The sequence below is a fragment of the Paenibacillus aurantius genome (assembly GCF_032268605.1).
Lineage (GTDB): Bacteria > Bacillota > Bacilli > Paenibacillales > NBRC-103111 > Paenibacillus_AO > Paenibacillus_AO aurantius.
Genome location: NZ_CP130318.1, coordinates 4901653 through 4922242, shown reverse-complemented (window position 1 = coordinate 4922242; position 20590 = coordinate 4901653). Strand labels below are relative to the sequence as shown.

Below are 20590 nucleotides of genomic sequence, written 5' to 3'. Positions count from 1 at the left end.
ATGGCAATGCCGAATTGGCCTTTCCGGCTGGGGGCGCATCCGATCAACTGGGTCGGCGAGGACGTTAAGGAGCACGGGGAAAGCACCCCTTTTGAGCAGATCGTTGACGAAATGCAGGCGCTCGGGCTGCGCGGAACCGAGATGGGCCGCAAGTATCCGACGGATCCATCCATCCTCAAGCAGGAGCTCGCCCGCCGGAACCTTCAGCTCGTTTCCCAATGGAAGTCCGTGCTGTTCTCGGACCCCTCTTACCGGGAGGAGGAGCTGGAAGCATACCGGAAGCATGTGCTGTTCCTGAAGGAGATGGGCAGCGAAGTGATCAGCACCTGTGAGGTCGGTGGGTCGCTGCATTTCGATCCCCGGCGAACGCCGAATGAGAGGGAGGTTCTTCGTCTCGACGAGGAGGGATGGGCGAGTCTCGCCGAGGGCTTGAATGCCGCGGGAGCCATCGCCAGGGAGCACGGGCTGAAGCTTACGTACCACCATCATGGAGGCACGGCGGTCGAGCGTCCCGAAGAGATCGACCGCCTGATGGAAATCACCGATCCCCAATTGGTCTATCTTCTGTTCGATACGGGCCATGCCTATTACGGCGGAGCGGAGCCGCTGGATGTGCTGCGCAAGCATTACGACCGCATCGCCTATATTCATCTGAAGGATATCCGCCGCTCCGTCCTGGAGGAAGCAAGAGCCGAGAACGCCGATTTCATCACGTGCATCCGGCGGGGAGTCTTTACCGTCCCGGGTGACGGTGATCTCGATTTCCGGCCCGTCCTCTCGGAATTGTTGGATCGGGGCTACAGCGGCTGGGCGATGCTAGAAGGGGAACAGGACCCGGCGGAGCATCCGGCCTATGAGCTGGCGCAGCAAGCGATCAAGTATTTGGAATCCCTAACTCCGGCAAAGGCGGGTGACTAACGATGACTTATGTAGCTTTTCCTTCTTCCAAAGAGCTGGATTTTACGGCCATCGGCCGATTGTGCATCGATCTGAACGCAAATGAAATCAACCGTCCCATGGAACAGACGAGCACGTTTACCAAGTATGTCGGGGGCTCCCCTGCCAATATCACGATCGGGCTGTCTAGGCTCGGGCTCAAAACGGCCTTTATCGGCAAAATCGCCGACGACCAGATGGGCCGGTTCATCGAAGACTATTTGACCCGCAACGGGATTGAGACGGGAAATGTCGTGACGGACCGGACGGGCGCCGTGACCGGTCTGGCTTTTACCGAGATCAAAAGCCCGACGGACTGCAGCATCCTCATGTACCGGGACAACGCGGCGGACCTCAAGCTGACGCCGGGAGAAGTCCGCGAGGACGTCATCGCCCGTTCGAAAATGCTTCTCATCTCCGGCACAGCGCTTGCCGCAAGCCCTTCCCGGGAAGCGGTGTTCCTTGCCCTCGATTATGCCAAAAAGCATGGCTGCGTCATCGCCTTCGATCTGGACTTCCGGCCTTACACTTGGACCTCGGCAGAAGAAACCGCCGTGTACTACAACCTGGCGGCGGAGAAATGCGACATTATCCTCGGCACGCGCGAGGAGTTTGACATGATGGAGCGCTTCGAGCAGAACCCGGAGCGGAGCGATCAGGTGACGGCGTCCAAATGGTTCCGCCACTCGGCGCAGATCGTGATCATCAAGCACGGCAAGGACGGCTCCATCGCCTACACGAAGGACGGGCAGGAGCACCGCGCCCAGACGTTCCCCGCCAAGGTGGTCAAAACTTTCGGAGCCGGGGATTCCTACGCCGCCGGCTTCCTGTACGGCCTGATGCAGGGCTGGACGCTGGAGAAGAGCATGGAGTACGGAAGTGCCGCGGCCTGCATCGTCATCTCGAGCCACAGCTGCTCGGACGCCATGCCGACGTCGGCCCAGGTGGACGACTATATCGCCCGCTGCGAACGCGGGGAAATTACCGCCAATTAAGGAACGAGGAAAGGGGTACATCACGATGGCAGAACGGTTGAAGAATTGGATCGGCGGTGAATGGGTCGAATCCGCAGCACAGGAGACGGAGGCCGTCTATAACCCGGCGACGGAGGAGATTCTGGCCCAGGTCCCCCTATCTACTAAGGAGGACGTGGACCGCGCGGTGCAGGCGGCGGAGAAGGCCTTCGCGGGCTGGAGCCGTACGCCGGTTCCGAAGAGGGCGCGGGTACTGTTCAAGTACCAGCAGCTGCTCGTTGAGCACTGGGAAGAGCTGGCCCGGCTCGTGACACTGGAGAACGGCAAGAGCTACGGCGAAGCGTACGGCGAAGTGCAGCGCGGCATCGAATGCGTGGAGTTCGCGGCCGGAGCCCCCAATCTCATGATGGGCAAGCAGCTGCCGGACATTGCGACGAACCTCGAATCGGGCATGTTCCGCTACCCCGTGGGAGTCGTCGGCGGCATTACGCCGTTTAACTTTCCGATGATGGTGCCGTGCTGGATGTTTCCGCTTGCGATCGCCTGCGGGAACACGTTCGTGCTGAAGCCGTCCGAGCGCACCCCGCTGCTTGCGAACCGGCTCGCCGAGCTCTTCCAGGAAGCCGGTCTTCCGGAAGGAGTGTTTAATATCGTCCATGGGGCCCGCGATGTGGTGAACGGGATTCTGGAGCACCCGGGCATCCGGGCCGTATCCTTCGTCGGCTCCCAGCCGGTGGCGGAGTATGTGTACAAGACGGCCTCGGCGAACGGCAAAAGGGTTCAGGCTCTCGCGGGAGCGAAGAACCATTCGATCGTCTTGCCGGATGCCGACCTCGACCTGGCCGTGAAGGAGATCATCAACGCCGCCTTCGGCTCGGCCGGGGAACGCTGCATGGCCTGCTCCGTGGTGGTGGCCGTCGGAGAGATCGGCGAGGAGCTCGTCAGCCGGCTGAAGGAAGCGTCGGATAAGCTTACGATCGGCAACGGCATGGAGGAGGGGACCTTCCTCGGCCCCGTTATCCGCGGTCCTCACAAGGAGCGGACGCTTTCCTACATCGAGAATGGAGAGAAGGAAGGGGCACAGCTGGTACGGGACGGACGCAGCGATGAGGCGGTATCCGGCCAAGGCTATTTTGTCGGGCCCACGCTGTTTGACGGGGTTCAAACCGGCATGAAGCTGTGGGAGGACGAAATCTTCGCTCCGGTGCTTTCCATCATGAGGGCGGAAAGCTTGGAAGAGGCCATTGCTTACGCCAATCAGTCCGACTTTGCGAACGGGGCGTGCCTCTTTACCCGCAGCGGGGCGAACATGCGCCAGTTCCGCGAAACGATCGACGCGGGAATGCTTGGCGTCAACCTGGGAGTCCCGGCTCCGATGGCGTTCTTCCCCTTCTCGGGCTGGAAGAAGTCGTTCTACGGCGATCTTCATGCCAACGGCATGGACGGAGTCGAGTTCTATACCCGCAAGAAAATGGTCACCACCCGCTGGTAAGCTAACGGATGGCCGTCGTTAGGCCATGGGAAAGGAAGTTGACGATGAAGCTGGTTTCCATGACATCCATGCTACGGCAGGCCTTGGAAGGAGGCTATGCCGTCGGGCAGTTCAATTTAAACAACCTGGAGTTCACCCAGGCCATTCTGCTGGCGGCGGAGGAAGAGAAGACCCCCGTGATCCTTGGAGTCAGCGAAGCGTATATCCCTTACATGGGAGGCCTGCCCTGCATCGCGGGCATGGTCCGGTCGCTCATGGAGCATTACGGCACAACCGTTCCGGTCGCCCTTCACCTGGATCACGGCTCCTCCTACGAGGTGTGCCTACGAGCGCTCCACGCGGGCTTCACGTCCGTCATGATCGATGCGTCGCATCATGAGCTGGACCGCAATATCGACATCACGGCCCGCGTGACGGAAGCCGCCCACGCCCTGGGAGCCTCGGTAGAGGCGGAGCTCGGGCGGATTACCGGCCGGGAAGACGACCTCGTCGTGGACGAGGCGGAGGCAATGTACGCCGTCACGGAAGAGTGCGTCCGGATGGTCCGCGAAACGGGCATCGACTGTCTCGCCCCCGCCCTCGGCTCCGTGCACGGTCCGTACCGGGGCCAGCCGAAGCTCGGCTTCGAACGGATGGGCGAAATCCGGCGCCTGACCGGCCTGCCTCTCGTGCTTCACGGCGGAAGCGGCCTTCCGGAAGAGGAGATCCGTCAGGCCATCTCGCTCGGAACGGCCAAAATCAACGTGAACACCGACAACCAGGCCGCCTGCACGGCCGTTATCCGCGCCTATCTGGCGGAGCATCCAGAGGCCTATGATCCGCGGTCTTACCTTATTCCGGCCCGCCAGGCCATCCAGTCGGCGGTGCAGGACAAAATTCGTCTGTTTCAAAGCTCGGGAAAAGCAGGAGGAAGCCTATCATGACGAAGATCAGAATTGGAATCATCGGCGCCGGACGGATCGGCAAAATTCATACGGAGAACCTCCTCCGCCTGCCGGAGGTCGAAGTGAAGGCGGTAAGCGATTTGTTCGCCGGCCCCGAGCTGAAGGCCTGGGCGGACGAACGCGGCATCCGCACCCTGACGACGGACAGCGCGGACCTGATCAACGATCCGGAGATCGATGCGCTGTTCATCTGCTCGTCGACGGACACGCATGTTCCGCTGATCAAACAGGCTGCGGAGGCCGGCAAGCACGTTTTCTGCGAGAAGCCGGTCAGCATGGACATCGACCAGACCGAGGAAGCGATTGAAGCCGTCCGCAAAGCGGGGGTCAAGCTGCAGATCGGCTTCAACCGCCGGTTTGACCACAATTTCAAAAGAGTCCGGGAGCACATTGCCGGGGGAACGATCGGGGAGCCCCATCTCGTGAAAATTACGTCCCGGGACCCGAATCCCCCTCACCGGGATTATATCCGGGTTTCGGGAGGACTTTTTATGGATATGGCGATTCATGACTTCGACATGGCCCGCTTCCTGACGGGGAGCGAGGTATCCGAGGTGTACGCCCAGGGAAGCGTGATGATCGATCAGGCGTTCGCCGAGTTCGGTGATATCGACACGGCCGTGACGTTCCTCCGCTTCGAGAACGATGTGCTCGGCATGATCGACAACAGCCGCAAGGCGGTTTACGGGTACGACCAGCGGGTGGAGGTTTTCGGTTCGGGCGGCAGCGTAAGCGTCGCAAACGATCATCCCAATACGGCCGTCGTCAGTACCTCGGAAGGGATCACAAGCGACAAGCCGCTTCATTTCTTCCTCGAACGCTACAACGAGGCCTATGTCGAAGAGACCAAGCGGTTTATCGACTCGCTCGTTAACGGGACGCCGCTTGCGGTCGACGGCACCGATGCCCTGCAGGCGGAACGGATCGCACTTGCCGCCAAGCTGTCCCAGAAGCTGAACCGTCCGGTGAAGCTGTCCGAAATCAGCGAGCTGAGAAAGCAAGTAACCTTCGCTCATTAGAACACATCCGGCCTGACCGCCGGAATACTACGGAAACGAGGTGCGCACCATGTCCAACCTGATCGTATCGCCGGCCCAACCGCCCGGTCCGGAAGGAAGGCTGATGAACATTACCCCCGAATCCGCCGGGTGGGAGTATGTGGGCTTCGAGGTGCTCCGGCTTTCCCCCGGAGAGACCATACGCCGGGAAACCGGGGACCGGGAGGTTTGCCTGGTTCTGCTGAGCGGCCGGGCGGATGTCGCGACGGCCCGGGAAGCTTGGGAGAACGTGGGCGACCGGATGAGCATTTTCGAGAAAAAGCCCCCCTGCTCCGTCTACGTTCCGAACGGGGACCATTACCGCGTGACGGCGGTTACGGAGCTGGAGCTCGCGGTTTGTTCCGCGCCGGGGAAGGGAACGCATGCCGCCCGGCTCATTTCGCCGGGTGAAGTAGGAACCGAAACGCGAGGATACGGCAATCTGGAGCGGCAGATCCATAATATTCTGCCGGAGGGAGAGCCGGCGGACAGCCTGCTCGTGGTCGAGGTGTTCACCCCGAATGGCCACTGGTCGAGCTACCCGCCCCACAAGCACGACCGGGACGCGCTTCCGGACGAATCCTTTCTGGAGGAAACCTATTACTTCCGGGTGGATCCCGGCCAGGGCTTTGCCGTCCAGCGGGTGTATACGGATGACCGTTCGCTCGATGAAACGCTGGTGGTGCGTAACGGGGAAGCCGTCCTCGTGCCCCGGGGGTATCATCCGGTGGGGGCCCCTCCAGGTTACGACGTCTACTACTTGAATGTCATGGCGGGCCCGCACCGGACCTGGAAGTTCCATAACGACCCGGATCACAGCTGGATTATGACGCCGCCTGGTGCCTTATCCGGTAACGCGGCCGGCGAGTAAGCCTCTGGATACGAGCGATAGGAACGTAGAACCCTCCTCACGGATATGGCACCGCCAGCAAGCGGGCCGAGTAAAGGTTTGCAACTTCCTCTCCCTATCGGCATAATAGCAGTAGGAGATAACCGGGAGAACAGCCCCTTGGACGGGCGGAAGAAAGTCGGGCCGCTTCCCATTCCGGAGGCGGCCCGACCGCCGTTTAAGCCAGGGACAGAGGCAAAGGAGATTTCGGACAAGAGCGATGAAAGCAACCATTTACGATGTAGCCAAAGAGGCCGGGGTATCGATTGCAACCGTGTCGAACGCCATTAACGGCAAGGGCAAGGTCAGCCGGAAGCGGCGGGAGCAAATATTAGAAATTATGGAAAGGCTGCAGTACCAGCCGAGTGTCATCGCCTCCGCCTTGATGGGGAAGCAGACTTATACGGTAGGCATGCTCATTCCGGACATCTCCAACCCCTTTTTTGCGGAGATCGCGAGGGCGGTGGAGGACCGGGCGCATCAGGAGGGCTACAGCGTCATCATTTGCAGCACCGACAACCGGGATGAGCGGGTGGAGCGGTATTTAACCCTGCTTCAGCAAAAAAGCGTCGACGGCATCATCATCGGTACGGGAATCGAGGACCTCGACATCCTTCGCCGTCTTCAGGCCAATGGCGTCCCGCTCGCCATGATCGCGCGCGAAGCGCCGGCGTTATCCGTCGACACGGTGGTGACGGATGACGAGACCGGCGGCCGGCTGGCCGCGGAGCATCTCGTTTCGCTTGGCCACCGGAGATTGGCGGTGCTGGCCGAAAGCCGCAAGGTCAGCTCCTCCCGGGAGCGGATCCGGGGCTTCCGGGAAGGCTTGTCCGCGGCCGGGATCGCCCTGGAGGAGGAGAGCATTGCCGTCTGCGAATACAAGGTAGAGGATGGCAAGCGGCGGGCCTTGGAGCTGCTCGCCCTGCCGCCGGAGGAGCGCCCGACGGGGATCTTCTGCTGCAACGATCTGCTGGCGATCGGAGCGCTGCAGGCGGCCAAAGAGAAAGGAATCCCTGTGCCGGAGGGTCTTTCGATCGTCGGCTTCGACGACACCATTCTGGCCTCGGTCACCGACCCGCCGCTGACGACGGTCGCCCAGCCGATGGAGGAGATGGGCCGGCTCGCTTTTGACCGGCTGGCGGCCTGCCTGCAGAGACGGGATTCCGAGAGGCAGCGGGTGGTCCTGAAGCCGGAGCTGAAGGCCCGCCGCTCTACCGCCCCCGCCCCGCAATAACCCGAAATGATGAACCCTTTCAGGAGAGAGGCCAAACGGCCCGCCTGAAGGGGTTTTGTCGTTTTATTCCAGAAAAGGATAAGCTGATGCTGATAAAGATTGCCAGGGTAAGAATACTTTAGTGTATAATAGGGCAGGAAATTTAATTCTTTAGCCTTATACCAGACTAGAGGAGGACAAAAGAGAATGGAAAACACGCCGCTTCAGCCGGCAGGCATCGGCAAGCTGCTGGACCGGAGCTTCCAGCTGTACCGCAAGCATTTTGTTACGTTATTTTTAATCGGCCTTATTTTATTCGGACCGTTCTATCTGCTGTATCATCTGCTCTTAGGAACGTCCGACGCCGGAGATTCGGCTTCCTGGATAAGCGAGATCCAGTCGGGAGCGTCCGTCGAGGACATTTTGAGCCGCGGGGCGGCGAACCAAGTCGTGGCTCCGGAGGCCATCGGCCGGGTGCTGCTGTTTACTTTTTTGGCGCTGCCCCTCTTTATGTTCGGCTTGATGCCGGTTGCCGTGTCGTCGGTCGTGTACCTCGTCCGGGCCGTCCTTTACGGAGAGGAAGGGACCTCCATCGGGGAGCTGTTGAAGAAAGCTTTCCGCCGCTTCGGCGCCCTGCTCGGGAGCAGCCTTCTCTTTGGCTTATGCATGCTGGGCATCTACCTAGCGGTTGTGATCGGGGTCGTGATTGTGGCCGTGGTTCTGGGAGCCGCCGGCAATCTGTTCGGAGGTTCGGGCGGAATAGGAGCGGCCGTCCTGTTCATGTTTCTCATTTTTGCGGCTCTGTTTATCGGCATCTTCTTCTTTATGATCCGCTGGGGCTATTATCTTCCTTCCGTGGCATTAGGGGAAGATGCGCCCGGCCTCGGCCGGAGTTGGAGATTGACGCGCGGAAGCTTCTGGCGTCTGTTCTTCATGTATTTCGTGCTGGGGATTATCCTGTATGTCTTCATGCTGGTGGTTGGTCTTGTAATCGGGGCGGTTGCCGGCGGCGGGTTGGCCGGTCAGCTGCTGCAGACGCTCCTCACCCTGGTTCTCTTTCCGCTGTGGCTCGTTCCCTATGCGGTCAGTTATTTTGATCTGACCGTGCGGTCGGACGGAGCCGGTCTGGAAAGGCTTATCCAGAGTACGGTCTATGGAGGAGTCGGAGGAGCTTCCTACGGAGACCGCGAGGCTGCAGACCCGTTTGGGGTAAGCCGCGGGGAAGGGGAACAGGCACGTCCGGTCGAGGATTCCTATAGGGAGCGCCGCACGGAACGCCCCCTTTCCGATTCCCTGAACGGAAGCCCAAGCGGGGGCACCGCCGATCGGGAAACGGAGCCGGACCGCAAGGACGGCCGGGAGCCGGAAGCCGGGCCCCGGCCGGATGAGGAGAAATGATCCAGCCGGATTCCGCCGCCCGCGACCGGGAGCGGTTGGAAGAGATTTTGGCGGGGAAAGAATACCGGGCGTATGAGCAGGGGGACGGAGGGTCCTTTCTGATGGACACCCTGAAGCCGGTTGTCCGGTGGCTGCGCCAGCACTTTCCGGACGTCACCCTGCCGCGGGGAACCGCTTCTTTTCTGAATGATATCCTGCTCGTCCTCTTGGTGGCCCTGGCGGGCTATGCCGTCTATTGGTTCTCCAGGCAGCTTGTGCGAAAGGGCGCCTGGCCGGGCTACTCTTATTATCCGGCGGATGGCGAGGACCGGTCGTACCGGCATTACTGGAAGCTGGCGGAGGAGAAGGAGAGAGCCGGCGAGTGGAGAGAAGGGGTGAGGGCTTTCTATTTGGCCCTTCTGTTCTATCTGAATGAGAAGGAGCTTGTCCGGGTAGAGAAATGGAAAACGAATTGGGATTACGCCGGGGAGCTGGAGGAGACCGCTCCTTCGCTCTCCCCGCTTTACCGGGACTGCTCCCGCCTATTTGAGAGAGTCTGGTATGGACGGGAGGAGGCCGGCCCCGACAGCTGCGCCGCCATCCGCGAATGGGCGGAGCAAGCCGTCAGCCGGAAGGAGGACGCCTATGCGAAGGTTCCCTAAGCTGTATGCGGGGCTTGCGGCCAGCGTGGCCCTCTTTCTGCTGCTCGGCTTCTGGGTAGTCCAGCCGGCCGCGCGCAATCTTCCGGCCTACTTGTCCTTCTCGGCCGATACCGACGGGATCAAGGCCTGGAGAGAGCTGCTGCAGGAGCGGGGGCCCCAGGTGAAGGAATGGAGACTTGGCTGGGACCGGCTTCCCGAGGGAACCGGTCATCTGCTGGTCGCCGTTCAGCCGGCGGGGGTAACGGAAGAGGAGAAGAAGCGCCTGCTCCGCTGGGTAGAGCAGGGGAACGGTTTTCTTCTCTTCCACCGGTCCCCCGAGGGCTGGTCCACCTGGAGCGTCGCGAACGGAGCGGCTTCCGGCGGCAGCCCGTCCGCTCCGGGAGAGCTCCGCCGGGTGACCGGCCCCGGAGCGCCGGCCGGAACGGACGCCGAGGCGCGGGTCGAGACAGCGGACCGGCTCCTCCCGGACGGGGAGGCCGAAGTGCTGCTGAGCGACGCGGCCGGGGTGCTCGTGAGCCGTCAGCCGGCCGGCCGCGGCAGCCTGACGGTGGTGCTCGCCCCCGAGTGGCTGACCAACGGCCAAATTGCGAAGGAATCGCATTTTGACCTGGTCTGGCCGCTGATGGCCGGGGGCTGGTCCACCGTCCTGGTGGACGAAGCCCACCACGGCTACCGCACGAAGCCCGGCCTGCTCGCCGTCTATCCGGCCTGGCTGGTGCTGGCCGGCGTGCAGCTTGCCGCGGCGCTCCTGCTCTGGCTCTGGCTGCGCGGCAAGCGCTTCGGCCCGGTCTACACGCCCCGCGCGTGGACCGTCCGCCGCAGCGACGAGACGCTGCTGGCCGCAGCCGGCTGGTACGAGCGCCTCGGGTCACGGGCCGAGGCGCTCGGGCACCAGCAGCGCTTTCTGCGCCAGCTGCTCGCCGAGCGTTGGGGCCTGCGCCCGGGCGCGACGCCGCAGGAAGCGGCGGAGGCCGCCCGCCTGCGCTGGTCGGAGCCCGAAGCGGAGCGGCTCGCGCGGCTGCTGGCGGAGCCCGGCCCCGGCGGGGGGGTCCAGGCGTTCGTGGAGCGGACGCGGGAGGCCGGCGAGCTGATCCGCCGAATCGAGAAGGAGGGAAGGGACGAATGAAGAAGCTGCTGGAAGCGATGGAGGAGAAGCTGTACGGGCAGAAGCGCAACGTCCGCCTGCTGGCGGCCGCGATGCTGGCCGGCGGTCACGTCCTGCTCGAAGGCGTGCCGGGCCTCGGCAAAACGCGCATGGCCCGGACGCTCGCCGGTCTGACCGGAGGCGATTACCGGCGCATCCAGTTTACCCCGGATCTGATGCCGGGGGATATTACGGGCAGCGTCATTTTTAACCTGAGGGACAATGCGTTCACGACGGTCCGCGGACCGGTGTTCGCCAACATTCTGCTGGCGGACGAAATCAACCGCTCGGGCCCGAAGACACAGGCCGCTTTGCTGGAGGCGATGGAGGAGAGGCAGGTGACCATCCAGGGAACCACCTACGGGCTTCCCGATCCGTTCTTTGTTATCGCCACTCAGAATCCGGTGGAATACGAAGGGACGTATCCGCTGCCGGAGGCCCAGCTCGACCGGTTTCTGTTCAAGCTTGTGCTGGACTACCCCGGAGAAGAGGCGGAGAAGCAAATTTTACGCGGGCATGTTCCGTTCCATGAGGAGCGGGAGGAACCGGTCCAACAGGTGCTGAGCCTGGAGGAGATCCGGGCGCTGCGGAAGGAGCTGTCCGGGGTGATCGTCGAGGACTCGCTGATCGGCTACATCACGGCCATTATCCGGCGCACCCGGGAATCGAAGCGGGTCCAGCTCGGGGCGAGTCCCCGTGCGGGCATCGCCGTGATGATGGCGGCCAAGGCGTGGGCCCTTATGGAAGGCCGGACCTACGTCACGCCGGACGACATCAAGCTCGTGGCCCTGCCGGCGCTTAGGCACCGCCTCCTGCTTAATCCCCAGACGGAACTGGAGGGAGGGACCAGTGACCACATCATCCAGGAAACGCTCGCCGCTGTACCGGTTCCTCGATAGAGCGTTCGGGTCGCACTCGATTGTTCCGACTCCCCGGCTCGCTCTTCTCGCCGCACTCGGAAGCGCGGCCCTGGCGGCGGGTTATGCCGCTGGCCTCGGCATGACCGTTTTCTGGCTGTACAACGGCCTTCTTCTCCTGGCCGGGGGGATCGACCTTGCCCTGCTGCCGGCAAGAAGGGAGTGGACAGTGAAGCGGGAGATGCCGGAGAAGGCCGAGGTGGGGGAGGACCTGGAGATCCGCCTCGTGGTCATGACGGAGAAGCCCCGGCGGCTTCAGGTGGAGGTGGCTGACGACCTTCCCGTTACCTTTGCGGGAGCGCCGGAAGGACCGGACAGAGTGGACAGAACGGCCGGGAAAAACTCCCGGGAGGCGGAGGGCTTCCCGGTGGTAAGAGGACGGCTGGAAGGAAGGCGCCTGGTTCTACCCTATTCGACCCGGGCGGGGGAGCGGGGGCGCTATCTTTTCCGCTGCGTGACCATCCGGTACGGGGGCGGCTTGGGGCTGTGGAAGAAGCAGACGGTGATCGAGCACCGGAGCGAGCTCCGCATCTACCCCGACCTTTCGAACGTGCGCGGGGTGCTCGGGTCCATGCAGAATGCTCTCATCCTGGAAGGAACCCGGCTATTCCGCAAGCACCGCGGGGGTTCGGACTTCTCCCAGGTGAGGGAGTACGTGCAGGGGGATGAGCCCCGCCACATTAACTGGAAGGCGTCGGCCCGCACGGCCAAGCTCATGACGAACCTCTATCAGCCGGAGAAGGGCAAAATCGTCACGCTGCTCATCGACTGCGGCAGAAGAATGGGCGTCGAGCTGGAAGGACAGGTGAAGCTCGACCGCACCCTCGAAGCCGCCCTTGCGCTGGCGGCTGTCGCGCTTAAGCAGGGCGATCAGGTGGCGCTCCTCGCCTTCTCGAGCCGGGTGAAGGCCTACGTTCCTCCCGGCCGCGGACTCGCTCACCTGCAGATGCTGACGGAAGCCGTATACGACCTGAAGCCCGAGTTTGTCGAAACGAGCTTCGGAACGGCTCTCGGCCAATTGCTCCTCCGCCTGAAGAAGCGCACCTTCGCGGTGCTTTTCTCCGACATGGAGAACTACTTGACCGACCGGGAGCTCCCTTACTATGCGGGCCGGCTGAAGGGGAGCCTGCTGCTCCTTTCGCTGCAGGACCCGCTTCTCCACCGGTGGGGCCGGATTGCGGCGGAGGATAGCCGGACCGCCTATATCCAGAGCCTGGCGCACAAGTTCTCGGCGGACCGCCGCGAGTACCGGCAGAGGATGGCGGCCCGGGGCATCTCCGTGCTGGATGTCCCGGCCGACCGGCTCGCCCTGGAAGCCGTCACCTTCTACCTGGAGCGGAAAGCGCGGGACGCGCTCTAGTGCTTTATCCGGTACGGAACTTCCTTACGCGGATCAGGCGCTAACGGCGCTCTTATCGAGCCGGTACCTGCCGTAGAGATAATAGACGGCGAGCAGAAGAAGGGTGGCCCCGGCCACCAGATACTTACCTTCCAAGGAAAGGGTCGACGGGGTCAGGTAGCCTTCAATGACGCCCGCCGCCACAAACAGCGGAAGGGTGCCGAGCAGGAGCAAGGCCGATTCCTTGGCCGTTTGCTGAAACCGGTATTTGCGGGAGTAAGGACCGGGAACGAACATCCGGTAGCCCATGAACAATCCTGCTCCTCCCGCGATAAAAATCGCCGTAAGCTCGATAACCCCGTGAGGGAGAATGTAAGCCCAGAATACATAGCTTCGCCCCGCCTGCAGGAACACGGCCGCGAGCGCCCCGACCAGCACCCCGTTGTAGACGAGCAGATAGACCGTGCCGATCCCGAGCGTCACTCCGCTCAGGAAGGCCAGGACGGCGACCCGGATATTGTTCGTCATGATCTGGGTGGACACCAGTGGGCTGTGCAGGTCGCCGCGCGGTTGATCGGTCTCTTCCGGATGGATGCCTTCCGCAATGGACGGAGGGAGGATACTGTTCAGATTAAGGGGATCCGCCTGCACGGCGAGAAACCCCGAGAAGCCTCCAAGAACGAAGAGGAAGAGCGCCAGGAGGACAAAAGGCCCTCTCTCCCCGATCATTTGAGGAAACCGGTGGAGGTAGAAGGCCGACAGCCGTCCGCGGCTTCTCGCGCTTTCCTGGTAAACGGCGTTGTGGGCACGGCCCACCAGATGATTTAGGTAAGCGGTGCGCTCGTCCCCGGGATGGGCAGCCTGCATGGCGGCCAGATGAGAAGAAGCGGTCTGATAAAGCTCCGTCAGGCGGTCGATATCCGCCGCTTTCAGACGGCTTCGTTTTTCGGCAAGCGGGAGAAGCTCCTCAAGCTCTCTCCAGAGCGGTCTATTCCGTTTGACGAAGGATGGAATATCCAAAAAATACGCCTCCTTTGACTAAAGCTAAGGTTACCATATTTTCGGAAAGGCGGGGAGGCGATTGTACGATTCCCTTCAGAAAGAACAAACCATTCTAACCCCGGAGCAGGTACGGGTCCATTACCAGACGGCGGGAGTGGGCAGCCGCGCCATGGCCCAGGTGGTGGACGCCGGCCTTCTCCTTGCCGCGAACCTGATTATCGTCGCCGCCCTTGGCGGGCTGGGGTGGAGGAGCGGCTTCGGATCGACCGCCGATTATGCGCTGGCCATCGCGATTCTGCTTGTGGCGGTGCTGAATGCCGGTTATTTCATCGTCATGGAATATTACATGGGCGGCCAGACCGTCGGCAAGCGGATCATGGGCCTGCGCGTTCTGCAGGAAGACGGCCGTTCCGCCGGACTGCTTCCCATCCTTATCCGCAACCTGTTCCGTCCACTCGATTTTCTGCCCTTCGGGTATTTCCTCGGGGCGGCGGTTATGCTCTTCAGCTCCGGGGATAAGCGCCTCGGGGATATGGTGGCCGGGACGATGGTGGTTGCCGAGCAGCAGAAGGAGCGGCTGAGAAACCGCAAGCGGACCGACTCCGTTCTGCAGCAGTGGGAGAGCCGCATTCCTCATGTCGTGCTTTATGATTCGGACCGGCAGGCTTTTACCCGGGAGGACTGGGTGTTGTTGAGCGCTTGGATCGACAGCCTTTCTTCGGGAATGAGTCCCCTGCGGCTGTCCGAGCTTGCCCGTCCCGTAGCCCGCTATCTCGCGGAGAAGCTGCAGCATCACGAACGTCTGCTTCAAGACCCGTCCGCCTATCTGGTGGCCGTTTATCTTCAGCTGCGCGAAGACTGGGAGCTGTAAAGGGGACAGACCTTTAGGGTTGCCCCTTTCGGACGGGTTGGATTATGATAGACAAGAAGGTGTAAGCGGTTTACTGTTTCCCTAATTCTTATCAATCCAATTTCAGGGAGGACCACAGATGCAAAAGTCGACCATCGGCGCCCAGCTCTACACGTTAAGGGACCATGCCAAAACCCCGGAGGACCTGCGTACGACCCTGCGGAAGGTTAGAGAGATCGGATACGAGACGGTTCAAGTGTCGGGGATCGGCCCCATTGAGCCTGAGAAGCTCAAGGAGCTTGTCCAGGAAGCGGATTTATCGGTTTGCGCCACCCATATTTCGTTTGACCGGCTTAAAGAAGATCTGGACGGGGTGATCCGGGATCATAAGCTGTGGGACTGCCGGTACGTCGGGGTGGGCTCGATGCCGTCGCCTTACCGGGCGGATGCGGACGGATACCGCCGGTTTGCGGCGGAGGCCTCGGATGCGGCGAAGAAGCTGTCGGAGGCCGGGCTTCAGTTAATCTACCATAACCACAAATTCGAGTTTGAGAAGTTTGACGGAAGCCGGACGGGAATGGATATTCTGCTGGAGGAGTCCGATCCGTCCCTGGGCTTTGAGCTCGACATGTATTGGGTTCAGGCGGGCGGCGCAAATCCGGTGAACTGGATCCACAAGGTCAAGGGACGCATGGCCGTAGTCCACTTGAAGGATATGGCGATCGTTCAGGACCAGCAGGTGTTTGCGGAGCTTGGAGAAGGGAACATGAATTGGTACGAAATCATCGCCGCCTGCCGGGAAACTTCGGTGGAATGGTATGTGGTGGAGCAGGATGTATGCCGGCGGGATCCGTTTGAAAGCCTGGACATCAGCCTGCGTCACCTGCATACCCTGCTGTAAGCGGCAGAGGAAGCTGATTAGGAAGGGAACAGGAGGGACGAAAGCGGCTGCGCCGGCGGAAGCTCCCTCCCGATTTTTCTCGTTTCGATAAGGCCCGGACGTTCTCCTGATGGGGAAGGTTCGGGTCTTTTTTGATGAAAAAGGGGAAATAGGTCTTTAGATGGAGGATATTGTAAAATTTTTGAAGAAATTTTTATTGAAATAAAAGGGAATTTTTCATGATTGTAGAAATAGTAACTAACCAACTAATAAGGAGGGTTCAGGTGGAGGCGTCTTACGTCACGGAGTCCAAAGCCAGATGCCTGGCCGCCGGGATGGACCCGGCAAGCATTCCTGTTCCCGTAACGGTGTTAAGCGAAGCGGAATTGATGCAGCGCAAGATTAAATACAGTGAGGTAATCTCCGTTGTCAGCTTTTTTGGAACCCGTGTACTGGACCTATTGAGGGGGATGGAAGTCCTGATTCTTCTGGCCGATCAGAACGGCTTCATCCTCGAAATTTTTGGCGATCCCACCATGAAGGATGTCATTCACCAGCTGGGGATGAGAGAGGGCATCCTTCTGTCCGAGCAGGAGATGGGAACGAACGCCGTCCATTTGGCCCTGAAGCAGGGACACCCGGTAGAAGTCGTGGGAGAGGAGCATTTTCATCATAAGCTGAGTCTGTCCGCCTGCTGCTGCGTGCCGTTTCATTTCCGCGAGATTAACAACCTGGTCGGCACGGTGGGTATTATGAATGCGGCCGCGGATTACAGCGTCTTTCAGCTGGCGCTGCTGGAGAACATGGTGGATTCGATGGAAAGGGAGCTGCTTCTTAGAAGAAACAACCGCAACCAGTACCTGCTTAATCATCTGATGATCAACACAATCAAGAACGGGGTCATCGTCACCGATAACTTCGGCAACATCACGGAATTCAACTCGTTCGCGGAGAAGATTACCAAACGGCGCCGGGAGGATGCCGTGGGCAATTCGATCTTCAGCTTCGAGCAGTTCGGCAATTACCTCTACGAGGTGTTGAAGAACGGGCGGCACTATGAGGATGTGGAGCTGGTGTTTACGATTTCGCTCGACCGGCGGATCATCTGCCTCTTCGACGCCATTCCGATCTATGACGATAACCGGACGCTGATCGGGGCTTATGCGCAGCTGAGAGACATCACGGAACGGTTCGAGCTGGAGCAGCAGATCATCAATTCGGAGAAATTCTCAGCCATCGGCCGCCTTGCCGCGGGGCTTGCCCACGAAATCCGCAATCCTCTTACTTCCATCATGGGTTTCATTCAGCTGCTCCTCGAAAGGTTCCGTGATCAGGAAAGTGAACGGAAGTACCTCGATCTTGTTCATAAGGAACTGAAGAACGTCAACAAGCTTGTTTCGGATTTCGTCGTCATGGCCAAGCCCAGCACGCCGGACCGCCGGGAGTGCATCCTTCAGGAGCTTATTCTCGATACGGTCAACTTGATGAAGAGCCAGGCCATTCTGAACGATACCCAGCTGATTCCCGAGCTTCGCCCCTTTCCGGTCAAGGTGTTCGTGGATCCGATTCAAATCAAGCAGGTGTTCGTCAACGTGATCCAGAACGCTTTGGATGCCATGCCCCGGGGAGGAACGATCACCGTGCAAGTGAAGGACTACCAGGACAAGGTCAAGATCAGCATCACCGACACCGGGATCGGCATGACGGAGGAGGAGCGCAACAAGGTGCTCAATCCGTTCTTCAGCACGAAGGAGAACGGCCTTGGCCTCGGCCTGTCGGTCTGCTACCGGATCGTTGAGAACCATAAAGGAATGATGATCATCCACTCGCAAAAGGGAGTCGGCACCCGATTCGACATCATACTGCCGATCTGTGAGGACTGCTGAAGTCCGTTTATCCCGATAAGGATGGTGGAGCCTGTGAAGCGTGTAGTCACCGTACTGATGGAGCATTTCAAAAGATGGGGGGTCGATCATATTTTTGGGGTTCCGGGCAAAGCCGTCGTCCCGCTTGTGCTGGAGGCGGGCAACCAGGGCATCGACTATGTTCTCGCTCGTCATGAAGCCGGGGCAGGGTACGAGGCGGGAGGATACGCTTGGCGAAGAGGCCTCGGGGTGGCGGCGGGAACCTCCGGTCCCGGGGGGACCAATATGATTACGGCGGCCGGCCAGGCCAAGGTGTTCCATCAGCCGGTCTTCTTCCTGACGGGGCACCCGTCGATGAAGGAAACGGGCAAGCCCCTCGGCCAGGATTCGACCTTTTTCGGAACGGATCTGGTGCAGATGTTCCAGTCGGTGACGCTCTTCAGCGCCAGAGTGGAAAGAGGGGAGGTGCTGAAGAGCTACCTCGCCCATGCGGTAGAGAAGGCGGTAACAGGCCGCAGGGGGCCGGTTCATCTGGCGATTCCGTACGATGTGCTGACGGAGCCGATTGAGCCGTTCGAGCTGCCGTTTCCTGAGAGGGAGCCGGGAACGGTCTCCTCGCGCCTCGATCGGGTGTTCCCGCTTCTCTCCGGAGCACAGCGCCCTCTGCTCTTCCTCGGCAAGGGCGTCCACCTTTCCGGGGCCTACGAAGAGGTCCGGGCGCTGGCCGAAGGCTGGGGCCTGCCCGTGGCGACGACGCCCGGAGGCAAGGGGACGTTCCCCACGGTTCATCCGCTGTCTCTCGGCAGCTATGGACTGGGAGGCGGTCCGGAAGCGGAGGAGTATATCCGGAACGGCGTGGACCTGCTTATCGTCATCGGCACTTCGCTCAGCGACATGTCGCTGCCCGCCTTGAAGCCGGCGGAGTATCCCCGCCACGTCATTCAATTCGACGTGGAGCCGGCCTTCGTCGGCAAATCTCTTCCGGCTCCCACCTTGTTTATCCAGGGCTGTGCCAAAACGAACCTGCAGGCCCTTCTGAAGGAAATGAGGGCCTTCGCCGGAACGGGGGTCGCGCTGGCGGCCGCCGCGATCGACAGCCCGGCTGAGCACGCCGGCCTGCAGCCCGCTGCCGGTGAAGCGGCGCTGGCGGAGAGCGGGCAGGAGAAGGCTCCGGACGCTGACGCGCCGGCCCTCACGGCCCGCGAGACGATGGGCATCCTGGGAGAGGTGCTGCCGGAGGAAGCCACTGTGATCGGGGACGACGGGAGCCACAGCTATCATGCCGTCCGGCATCTGGCGGTCAAGCGGGCGGGCAGCTTCCTGTTCGACGACGTGTTTGCCTCCATGGGGCACGCGATCGGTTACTCCATCGGGGCCCAGCTGGCCTCTCCGAAGGAGCGCTTCGTCTGTCTGACAGGGGACGGCTGCCTCTTCATGAACGGCTCCGAGCTTTCCACGGCGGTTAACAGCGGAGCGAACGTGATCTTCGTTGTGTTGAACAACGGCCGTCTGGATATGGTGAACAAAGGAATGAGAGCTCATGTCGGGAGGACGGACGGCACCGTGTTCGAGATTCCCTTGAACGTGAAGGGCTATGCGGAGGCGATGGGCTGCCGGGCGTTTCGCTGCGGGACGGGGGATGAGCTCCGCCGGGCGCTGACCGCCGCCTTGGCCTTGGAGGAAACGGTGGTCATCGAAGCGATGGTCGATCCGGAGGAGCTTCCGCCTACTTTAGCGAGGGGGTAGGGCCTTATCCGGTAATTTTGTTAGCAAGAAGGCAGCTGCAGGTGCGCGAAATCATAAGGGAAGCAGAACCATACTCACGGATAAGGCACGAATAAAGAGAATGGGGTGGGGTTATGAACAGCAGCGAGCATTTTGAGACAGGGCTTAAGATGGCGGAAGCCATTGGCGGGGCAAAAGGCTACGAGGCGGTACAGGCTGTTCTCCGGGATATGCCCGAGCTCGGCCGGTATGTGGTGGAATTCGGGTTCGGTGGTATTTATGCCCGCTCGGGCCTCGATTTGAAACAGCGGGAAATCGCCTCGATCTCCTCTCTGATTTCCCAAGGGGATTCGGCTGACCAGCTCCGGTTTCACTTCCACGCGGCTCTTCACGTGGGGCTGACCCGTGAAGAAGTGGTGGAGGTCATCCTCCACTGCCTTCCGCATGTGGGCATACCGAAGGTCATGAACGCCATGCGCGTCTTTCAGACGATCGCCGACGGTCAAGAGTAATCATACCCTTCTTGTCTTTCGGTAAACGGAAGGCCGGACGCCGACGCGCTCCAGGAACACCCGGCTCAAATAAAAGCCGTTCTCATACCCGCACTGCCGGGCCACGCTATCGAGAGGAAGGTTCGTTTCGGTCAGCAGCCTGCATGCCCGGTTCATCCGGAGCTCCGTTACATAGGCCGAGGGCGTCATGCCCGCATGCTTATAAAACCGGCGGGTGAACGGGACGGGACGCAGGCCGAGCGATTCGGCCAGCTCTCTCATGCTGAAGGGCTCATTAGCCAGCCGCGATAACGCTTTCTCCGCCTTCTCCATAAGCGGATCGGCCGGGATTCCGTCCCGGCCCCCATTTCGGGTTTCCTCTGCTTTCTCGGCGGCAAGCAGCCGCCACAAGTCGTTCAGAAGGTGATCCTTCCATTTCCGGTCGGCTTCGTCCCAGGACTCGGCCGTCCGGACCCAATGGCGGTAAGTGGAGGTCAGCCGGGCCAGGTCGGCCACCGGCCTCTTGGCTTCCCCCCAATCGGCCGCCGGGTCTATTCCCGCAGCATCCTCCCCGGGATCCTCCCAAGCAAATTCCAGGTAATGAAAGGTCAGAGGCTCCAAGGTTCGTCTATGAAAGTCGAGCCCGGGCGGACAGACGACCAGATCCCCGAAGCCCGCTTCCCCCCGGCTTTCTCCAATCTCATAGGCAAACCGCCCTTCCTCCACGGCAAACATTGTCCAATTCCGGTAAACGTCGCTCTCCAGCATAAACTGCTTCTTGGCCCGCCAGTATACATGATTCAGGATCCGCAGCGGCATAAGATGATTCCCCTCATGGTATGAAATAATGGAT

The 20590-nt window shown here is 60.9% G+C and carries 19 protein-coding genes; 17 read left to right on the top strand and 2 right to left on the bottom strand.

Features of this window, described 5'->3' with window-relative positions:
• The first annotated feature begins 6 nt into the window (after positions 1-6).
• The 12 genes from iolE (at position 7) to MJA45_RS22195 (ending at position 12945) form a co-directional block, all read left to right on the top strand.
• Entirely contained in the window at positions 7-918 is a 912-nt protein-coding gene (gene iolE, locus MJA45_RS22250) for a myo-inosose-2 dehydratase (protein WP_315608082.1), read from the top strand.
• Between the two features lie 2 nt (positions 919-920).
• Positions 921-1931, top strand: coding sequence for a 5-dehydro-2-deoxygluconokinase (gene iolC, locus MJA45_RS22245; protein ID WP_315604088.1), 1011 nt, complete (start codon positions 921-923; stop codon positions 1929-1931).
• A 25-nt stretch (positions 1932-1956) separates the two neighbouring features.
• Positions 1957-3402: a CoA-acylating methylmalonate-semialdehyde dehydrogenase gene (locus MJA45_RS22240; RefSeq protein WP_315604087.1), complete on the top strand. Its 1446-nt coding sequence runs from the start codon at positions 1957-1959 to the stop codon at positions 3400-3402.
• A gap of 44 nt (positions 3403-3446) precedes the next feature.
• Entirely contained in the window at positions 3447-4325 is an 879-nt protein-coding gene (gene fba, locus MJA45_RS22235) for a class II fructose-1,6-bisphosphate aldolase (protein ID WP_315604086.1), read from the top strand.
• Complete coding sequence (iolG, locus tag MJA45_RS22230; protein ID WP_315604085.1) at positions 4322-5365, top strand: inositol 2-dehydrogenase; 1044 nt, start codon at positions 4322-4324, stop codon at positions 5363-5365. Before fba ends, iolG begins: the two co-directional genes overlap by 4 nt.
• A gap of 49 nt (positions 5366-5414) precedes the next feature.
• Positions 5415-6254 (top strand): 5-deoxy-glucuronate isomerase, encoded by an 840-nt coding sequence (gene iolB, locus MJA45_RS22225; RefSeq protein ID WP_315604084.1) that lies wholly within the window; start codon positions 5415-5417, stop codon positions 6252-6254.
• Between the two features lie 238 nt (positions 6255-6492).
• Positions 6493-7506, top strand: a complete 1014-nt coding sequence (locus tag MJA45_RS22220; RefSeq protein ID WP_315604083.1) for a LacI family DNA-binding transcriptional regulator — start codon at positions 6493-6495, stop codon at positions 7504-7506.
• A 186-nt stretch (positions 7507-7692) separates the two neighbouring features.
• Entirely contained in the window at positions 7693-8883 is a 1191-nt protein-coding gene (locus MJA45_RS22215) for a hypothetical protein (protein ID WP_315604082.1), read from the top strand.
• Positions 8880-9524 carry a DUF4129 domain-containing protein gene (locus MJA45_RS22210; RefSeq protein ID WP_315604081.1) on the top strand — a complete coding sequence of 215 codons (645 nt, stop codon included), beginning with the start codon at positions 8880-8882 and terminating at the stop codon, positions 9522-9524. Before MJA45_RS22215 ends, MJA45_RS22210 begins: the two co-directional genes overlap by 4 nt.
• On the top strand, positions 9508-10650 hold the full coding sequence (locus MJA45_RS22205) for a DUF4350 domain-containing protein (protein ID WP_315604080.1): 1143 nt from the start codon (positions 9508-9510) through the stop codon (positions 10648-10650). Before MJA45_RS22210 ends, MJA45_RS22205 begins: the two co-directional genes overlap by 17 nt.
• A complete protein-coding gene (locus MJA45_RS22200) occupies positions 10647-11567 on the top strand; it encodes an AAA family ATPase (protein WP_315604079.1) in 921 nt (306 codons plus the stop codon). Before MJA45_RS22205 ends, MJA45_RS22200 begins: the two co-directional genes overlap by 4 nt.
• On the top strand, positions 11518-12945 hold the full coding sequence (locus MJA45_RS22195; RefSeq protein WP_315604078.1) for a DUF58 domain-containing protein: 1428 nt from the start codon (positions 11518-11520) through the stop codon (positions 12943-12945). Before MJA45_RS22200 ends, MJA45_RS22195 begins: the two co-directional genes overlap by 50 nt.
• 33 nt (positions 12946-12978) lie before the next feature.
• Here the strand turns inward: MJA45_RS22195 and MJA45_RS22190 are convergent, their stop codons facing one another.
• A complete protein-coding gene (locus MJA45_RS22190; protein ID WP_315604077.1) occupies positions 12979-13944 on the bottom strand; it encodes a stage II sporulation protein M in 966 nt (321 codons plus the stop codon).
• 61 nt (positions 13945-14005) lie between these two features.
• Here MJA45_RS22190 and MJA45_RS22185 point away from each other — a divergent pair, with 61 nt between their 5' ends.
• The 5 genes from MJA45_RS22185 (at position 14006) to MJA45_RS22165 (ending at position 19758) form a co-directional block, all read left to right on the top strand.
• Entirely contained in the window at positions 14006-14797 is a 792-nt protein-coding gene (locus tag MJA45_RS22185) for an RDD family protein (protein ID WP_315604076.1), read from the top strand.
• A 118-nt stretch (positions 14798-14915) separates the two neighbouring features.
• On the top strand, positions 14916-15677 hold the full coding sequence (locus tag MJA45_RS22180; RefSeq protein WP_315604075.1) for a sugar phosphate isomerase/epimerase family protein: 762 nt from the start codon (positions 14916-14918) through the stop codon (positions 15675-15677).
• Between the two features lie 263 nt (positions 15678-15940).
• A complete protein-coding gene (locus MJA45_RS22175) occupies positions 15941-17542 on the top strand; it encodes an ATP-binding protein (RefSeq protein ID WP_315604074.1) in 1602 nt (533 codons plus the stop codon).
• 33 nt (positions 17543-17575) lie between these two features.
• Positions 17576-19267 carry a thiamine pyrophosphate-binding protein gene (locus MJA45_RS22170; RefSeq protein WP_315604073.1) on the top strand — a complete coding sequence of 564 codons (1692 nt, stop codon included), beginning with the start codon at positions 17576-17578 and terminating at the stop codon, positions 19265-19267.
• Between the two features lie 113 nt (positions 19268-19380).
• Entirely contained in the window at positions 19381-19758 is a 378-nt protein-coding gene (locus MJA45_RS22165) for a carboxymuconolactone decarboxylase family protein (RefSeq protein ID WP_315604072.1), read from the top strand.
• Here the strand turns inward: MJA45_RS22165 and MJA45_RS22160 are convergent, their stop codons facing one another.
• Complete coding sequence (locus MJA45_RS22160; protein WP_315604071.1) at positions 19759-20556, bottom strand: AraC family transcriptional regulator; 798 nt, start codon at positions 20554-20556, stop codon at positions 19759-19761.
• Positions 20557-20590: the final 34 nt, after the last annotated feature.